This window comes from Ornithinimicrobium sp., from assembly GCF_035267225.1.
Lineage (GTDB): Bacteria > Actinomycetota > Actinomycetes > Actinomycetales > Dermatophilaceae > Ornithinicoccus.
On record NZ_DATFMA010000126.1, the window covers coordinates 1 to 4,888 of the forward strand.

8 protein-coding genes are annotated in these 4,888 nt (G+C 67.7%); all 8 read left to right on the forward strand.

The window, feature by feature from the left end; translation table 11 throughout:
- Positions 1–28: 28 nt before the first annotated feature.
- Positions 29–1,228, forward strand: coding sequence for an elongation factor Tu (gene tuf / locus VJ976_RS12575; RefSeq protein ID WP_324100571.1), 1,200 nt, complete (start codon positions 29–31; stop codon positions 1,226–1,228).
- Positions 1,229–1,612: 384 nt separating this feature from the next.
- Entirely contained in the window at positions 1,613–1,921 is a 309-nt protein-coding gene (gene rpsJ / locus VJ976_RS12580; RefSeq protein WP_050668652.1) for a 30S ribosomal protein S10, read from the forward strand.
- Between the two features lie 14 nt (positions 1,922–1,935).
- On the forward strand, positions 1,936–2,592 hold the full coding sequence (gene rplC / locus VJ976_RS12585) for a 50S ribosomal protein L3 (RefSeq protein ID WP_324100572.1): 657 nt from the start codon (positions 1,936–1,938) through the stop codon (positions 2,590–2,592).
- 3 nt (positions 2,593–2,595) lie between these two features.
- Positions 2,596–3,276, forward strand: a complete 681-nt coding sequence (gene rplD, locus VJ976_RS12590; RefSeq protein ID WP_324100573.1) for a 50S ribosomal protein L4 — start codon at positions 2,596–2,598, stop codon at positions 3,274–3,276.
- Positions 3,273–3,575, forward strand: a complete 303-nt coding sequence (gene rplW / locus VJ976_RS12595; RefSeq protein WP_324100574.1) for a 50S ribosomal protein L23 — start codon at positions 3,273–3,275, stop codon at positions 3,573–3,575. The genes rplD and rplW overlap by 4 nt, the downstream gene beginning before the upstream one ends.
- A gap of 51 nt (positions 3,576–3,626) precedes the next feature.
- Positions 3,627–4,457: a 50S ribosomal protein L2 gene (gene rplB / locus VJ976_RS12600; protein ID WP_324100575.1), complete on the forward strand. Its 831-nt coding sequence runs from the start codon at positions 3,627–3,629 to the stop codon at positions 4,455–4,457.
- A gap of 19 nt (positions 4,458–4,476) precedes the next feature.
- A complete protein-coding gene (rpsS, locus tag VJ976_RS12605) occupies positions 4,477–4,758 on the forward strand; it encodes a 30S ribosomal protein S19 (protein WP_324100576.1) in 282 nt (93 codons plus the stop codon).
- On the forward strand, positions 4,755–4,888 hold a 134-nt coding region (locus VJ976_RS12710; RefSeq protein WP_414693642.1), incomplete at its 3' end, for a large ribosomal subunit protein uL22. The genes rpsS and VJ976_RS12710, both read left to right, overlap by 4 nt.

Sequence of the window (4,888 nt, forward strand, 5' to 3'; positions counted from 1 at the left end):
AGCAACAAGTCCAACAGGAGGACCCCCAGTGGCGAAGGCTAAGTTCGAGCGGAGCAAGCCGCACGTCAACATCGGCACGATCGGTCACATCGACCACGGCAAGACGACGTTGACCGCTGCGATCTCCAAGGTGCTGCACGACAAGTATCCGGCGGAGAACCCGAACACCGAAGCGTTCGACATGATCGACAAGGCTCCGGAAGAGAAGCAGCGCGGGATCACGATCTCCATCGCGCACATCGAGTACCAGACGGAGAAGCGCCACTACGCGCACGTCGACTGCCCGGGCCACGCCGACTACGTCAAGAACATGATCACCGGTGCGGCTCAGATGGACGGGGCGATCCTGGTCGTCGCCGCGACGGACGGCCCGATGCCGCAGACCAAGGAGCACGTGCTGCTGGCTCGCCAGGTGGGCGTCCCCTACATCGTCGTGGCCCTGAACAAGTCCGACATGGTGGACGACGAGGAGATCATGGAGCTCGTCGAGATGGAGGTCCGCGAGCTGCTGTCCTCCTACGAGTTCCCGGGCGACGACCTGCCGGTGGTGCAGATCTCCGCGCTGAAGGCGCTGGAGGGCGACGAGAAGTGGTCCGAGTCCGTGGTCGAGCTCATGGACCAGGTCGACGAGTACATCCCCGAGCCGGAGCGCGACCTCGACAAGCCGTTCATGATGCCGGTCGAGGACGTCTTCACCATCACCGGTCGTGGCACCGTGGTCACCGGTCGCGTCGACCGTGGCGTGCTCAAAGTCAACAACGAGGTCGAGATCGTCGGCATCCACACCGGCCCGCCGGCCAAGACCACCGTCACCGGCATCGAGATGTTCCGCAAGCTCCTGGACGAGGGGCGCGCGGGCGAGAACGTCGGCCTGCTGCTGCGCGGGACCAAGCGCGAGGACGTCGAGCGCGGTCAGGTCGTGTGCAAGCCGGGCTCGATCACCCCGCACACCGAGTTCGAGGCCAACGTCTACATCCTGTCCAAGGAGGAGGGCGGCCGTCACACCCCCTTCTACGACAGCTACCGCCCGCAGTTCTACTTCCGCACCACCGACGTGACCGGTGTGGTGAGCCTGCCGGAGGGCACGGAGATGGTCATGCCCGGTGACAACACCGAGATGACCGTGACGCTGATCCAGCCGATCGCCATGGAGGAGGGCCTCATGTTCAACATCCGTGAGGGCGGCCGCACCGTGGGCGCAGGACGGGTCACCAAGATCCTGAAGTAGCTGCACGAGCAGGCACGGGAGGCCCGGACCGTCGTGGTCCGGGCCTCTCGCGCGTCCGGCCGGCGGCGTGGCGAAGGCCACACCGTCGGCCCGCGGGCGCAATTTGGGGGCTGACCTGGGCTATGGCACACTAGACAGGTTGCTTGTTGCGCGGTTCTGACCCATGTCGGCGCCGCCGGTCATCTGGCACGCTCGGGCAGTCACCCACTGCGCCGGCGGGCGATGACAGCACAAGCCCCGGTCCTGCCGGGTTTTCCAGACCATCACCGATGAGCATGGCGGTGTGGTGCGCCTGGGGAGAGGGCGACACGCCCGACCTCGGGGGCCGGAGCCTCAGGCCCGGTCACACACGTAGGTGGACGACGAGAGAGAGTCAGACAAGCGATGGCGGGACAGAAGATCCGCATCCGGCTGAAGTCGTATGACCACGAGGTCATCGACAGCTCGGCGCGCAAGATTGTCGACACGGTGAGCCGTGCCGGCGCGACCGTGGTGGGCCCGGTGCCGTTGCCGACGGAGAAGAACGTCTTCTGCGTCATCCGGTCGCCCCACAAGTACAAGGACAGTCGCGAGCACTTCGAGATGCGCACGCACAAGCGGCTCATCGACATCGTCGACCCCACGCCCAAGGCGGTCGACTCGTTGATGCGTCTCGATCTGCCGGCCGACGTCAACATCGAGATCAAGCTCTGAGGACGGGAGCGCCAATGACTACGACTGTCGAGAGAACCGTCACCGGCGTGCTCGGGGAGAAGCTCGGTATGACGCAGGTGTGGGATGCGGAGAACCGGCTGGTTCCCGTCACCGTGATCAAGGCCGGCCCCTGCGTCGTGACGCAGGTGCGCCAGCCCGAGGTGGACGGCTACGGCGCGGTGCAGATCGCCTACGGCGCGATCGACCCGCGCAAGGTGAACCAGCCGATGCGCGGGCACTTCGCCAAGGCGGGGGTGACGCCCCGCCGCCACCTGGTGGAGGTTCGCACCGCGGACGCCGCCGAGCACACCCTGGGTCAGGAGCTGACCGCCGAGGAGTTCTCCGTCGGCCAGCGGGTGGACATCACCGGGACCACCAAGGGCAAAGGCTTCGCGGGCGTCATGAAGCGGCACAACTTCAAGGGCGTCGGTGCCTCGCACGGTGCGCACAAGAACCACCGCAAGCCCGGGTCGATCGGTGGCTGCGCGACCCCGGGCCGCGTGTTCAAGGGTCAGCGTATGGCCGGCCGGATGGGCGGAGAGCGCCAGACCACCGCGAACCTCATCGTCCACGCAGTCGACGCCGAGCAGGGTCTGCTGCTGATCAAGGGTGCTGTGCCCGGGCCACGCGGCAGCGTCGTGCTGGTCCGCAGCGCCGCGAAGGGGGCCTGAGCCATGAGCACCATCTCCGTGAACACCCCGTCGGGTGAGCAGACCGGGACGGTCGAGCTGCCGGCCGGCGTCTTCGACGTGCAGACCAACGTGCCGCTGATCCACCAGGTCGTCGTGGCCCAGCAGGCTGCTGCCCGTGCGGGGACCCACGCGACCAAGACCCGCGGCGACGTCCGTGGCGGGGGGCGCAAGCCCTACCGTCAGAAGGGCACCGGCCGTGCCCGGCAGGGCTCGATCCGGGCTCCGCAGTTCGCCGGGGGAGGCACGGTCCACGGGCCTCAGCCCCGCGACTACAGCCAGCGCACCCCGAAGAAGATGAAGGCCGCAGCGCTGCGCGGTGCCCTGTCCGACCGGGCCCGTCATGGCCGCATCCACTGCCTGTCCGCAGTGGTGGAGTCGCAGACGCCGTCCACCAAGACGGCGGCCAGTGCGCTGGCCGGGCTGACCGAGCGCTCGAAGCTTCTCGTGGTGATCACCCGCGAGGACACCGTGGCGGGTCTGAGCCTGCGCAACCTGGCCGGGGTGCACGTGCTGTACGTCGACCAGCTCAACACCTACGACGTCCTGTGCGCCGACGACATCGTCTTCACCCAGGCCTCGTTGTCGGACCTGATCGAGCGCACCACGCCGGCGTCGGCCGCAGGGTCGACGGCCGACGAGCCCTCAGAGGAGGCGACACCATGAGCACCCAGCCCGTGAACAAGGACCCGAGGGACGTCTTGATCGCCCCGGTCGTGTCCGAGAAGTCGTACGCGCTGCTCGACCAGGGCAAGTACACGTTCGTGGTCGACCCGCGGTCGAACAAGGCCGAGGTGAGGAAGGCCGTCGAGGCCATCTTCGGCGTCAAGGTCGAGTCGGTGCACACCATGAACCGTCCGGGCAAGTCGCGTCGTACGCGCTTCGGCACCGGCCGCCGCAAAGACACCAAGCGGGCGGTGGTGACCCTGCGCGAGGGCAACATCGACATCTTCGGAACGCTGTAGGCCGCGCTCCGCTCACGTTCGAGACAGAGATCGAAGAGGACTGTAAACACCATGGCTATCCGCAAGCACAAGCCGACGACAGCGGGACGTCGCGGCTCCAGCGTGGCCGACTTCGTCGAGGTGACCCGCGGCACGCCCGAGAAGTCGCTGGTCCGGCCCCTGAGCAAGACCGGGGGACGGAACGCCAGCGGCAAGATCACCACCCGCCACATCGGCGGGGGGCACAAGCGCGCCTACCGCGTCATCGACTTCCGGCGCGCGGACAAGGACGGGGTCAACGCCAAGGTCGCCCACATCGAGTACGACCCGAACCGCACGGCCCGTATCGCCTTGCTGCACTACACCGACGGTGAGAAGCGCTACATCATCGCGCCGAACCGGTTGCGCCAGGGCGATGTGATCGAGAACGGCCCGTCGGCCGACATCAAGCCCGGCAACAACCTGCCGCTGCGCAACATCCCGGTCGGCACCGTGATCCACGCCATCGAGCTGCGGCCCGGTGGCGGGGCCAAGATCGCCCGCTCCGCGGGGGCCCGCGTGCAGCTGGTGGCCAAGGAGGCCGGCATGGCGCAGCTGCGGATGCCCTCCGGCGAGATCCGCAACGTCGACGCGCGGTGCCGCGCCTCGGTCGGCGAGGTGGGCAACGCCGAGCAGAGCAACATCAGCTGGGGCAAGGCCGGACGCAACCGCTGGCGCGGCAAGCGCCCGACGGTCCGCGGTGTGGTGATGAACCCGGTCGACCACCCGCACGGCGGTGGTGAGGGCAAGACGTCCGGTGGGCGTCACCCGGTCAGCCCCTGGGGTCAGCCAGAAGGCCGCACCCGTCATCCGAACAAGCCGAGCGACAAGATGATCGTTCGCCGGCGTCGCAAGAAGCGCTGAGTAGGGAGAGCTGCAAGGTATGCCACGGAGTCTGAAGAAGGGCCCGTTCGTCGACGACCACCTGAGCAAGAAGGTGGAGGCGATGAACGAGAAGGGCGCCAAGTCGGTCATCAAGACCTGGTCGCGCCGGTCGATGATCACCCCCGAGATGCTCAGCCACACCCTGGCCGTGCACGACGGCCGCAAGCATGTCCCGGTGTTCGTCACCGAGTCGATGGTCGGGCACAAGCTGGGCGAGTTCGCGCCGACCCGCACCTTCAAGGGTCACGTGAAGGACGACCGGAAGGGACGGCGTCGATGAGTACACAGCACACCGAGCACGAGCAGGCGCAGGACGACCTGACGCTGGCCCGTGCACAGGCACGCTTCGTGCGGGTCTCCCCGATGAAGGTCCGCCGCGTGGTGGACCTGGTGCGCGGCAAGAGCGTGGC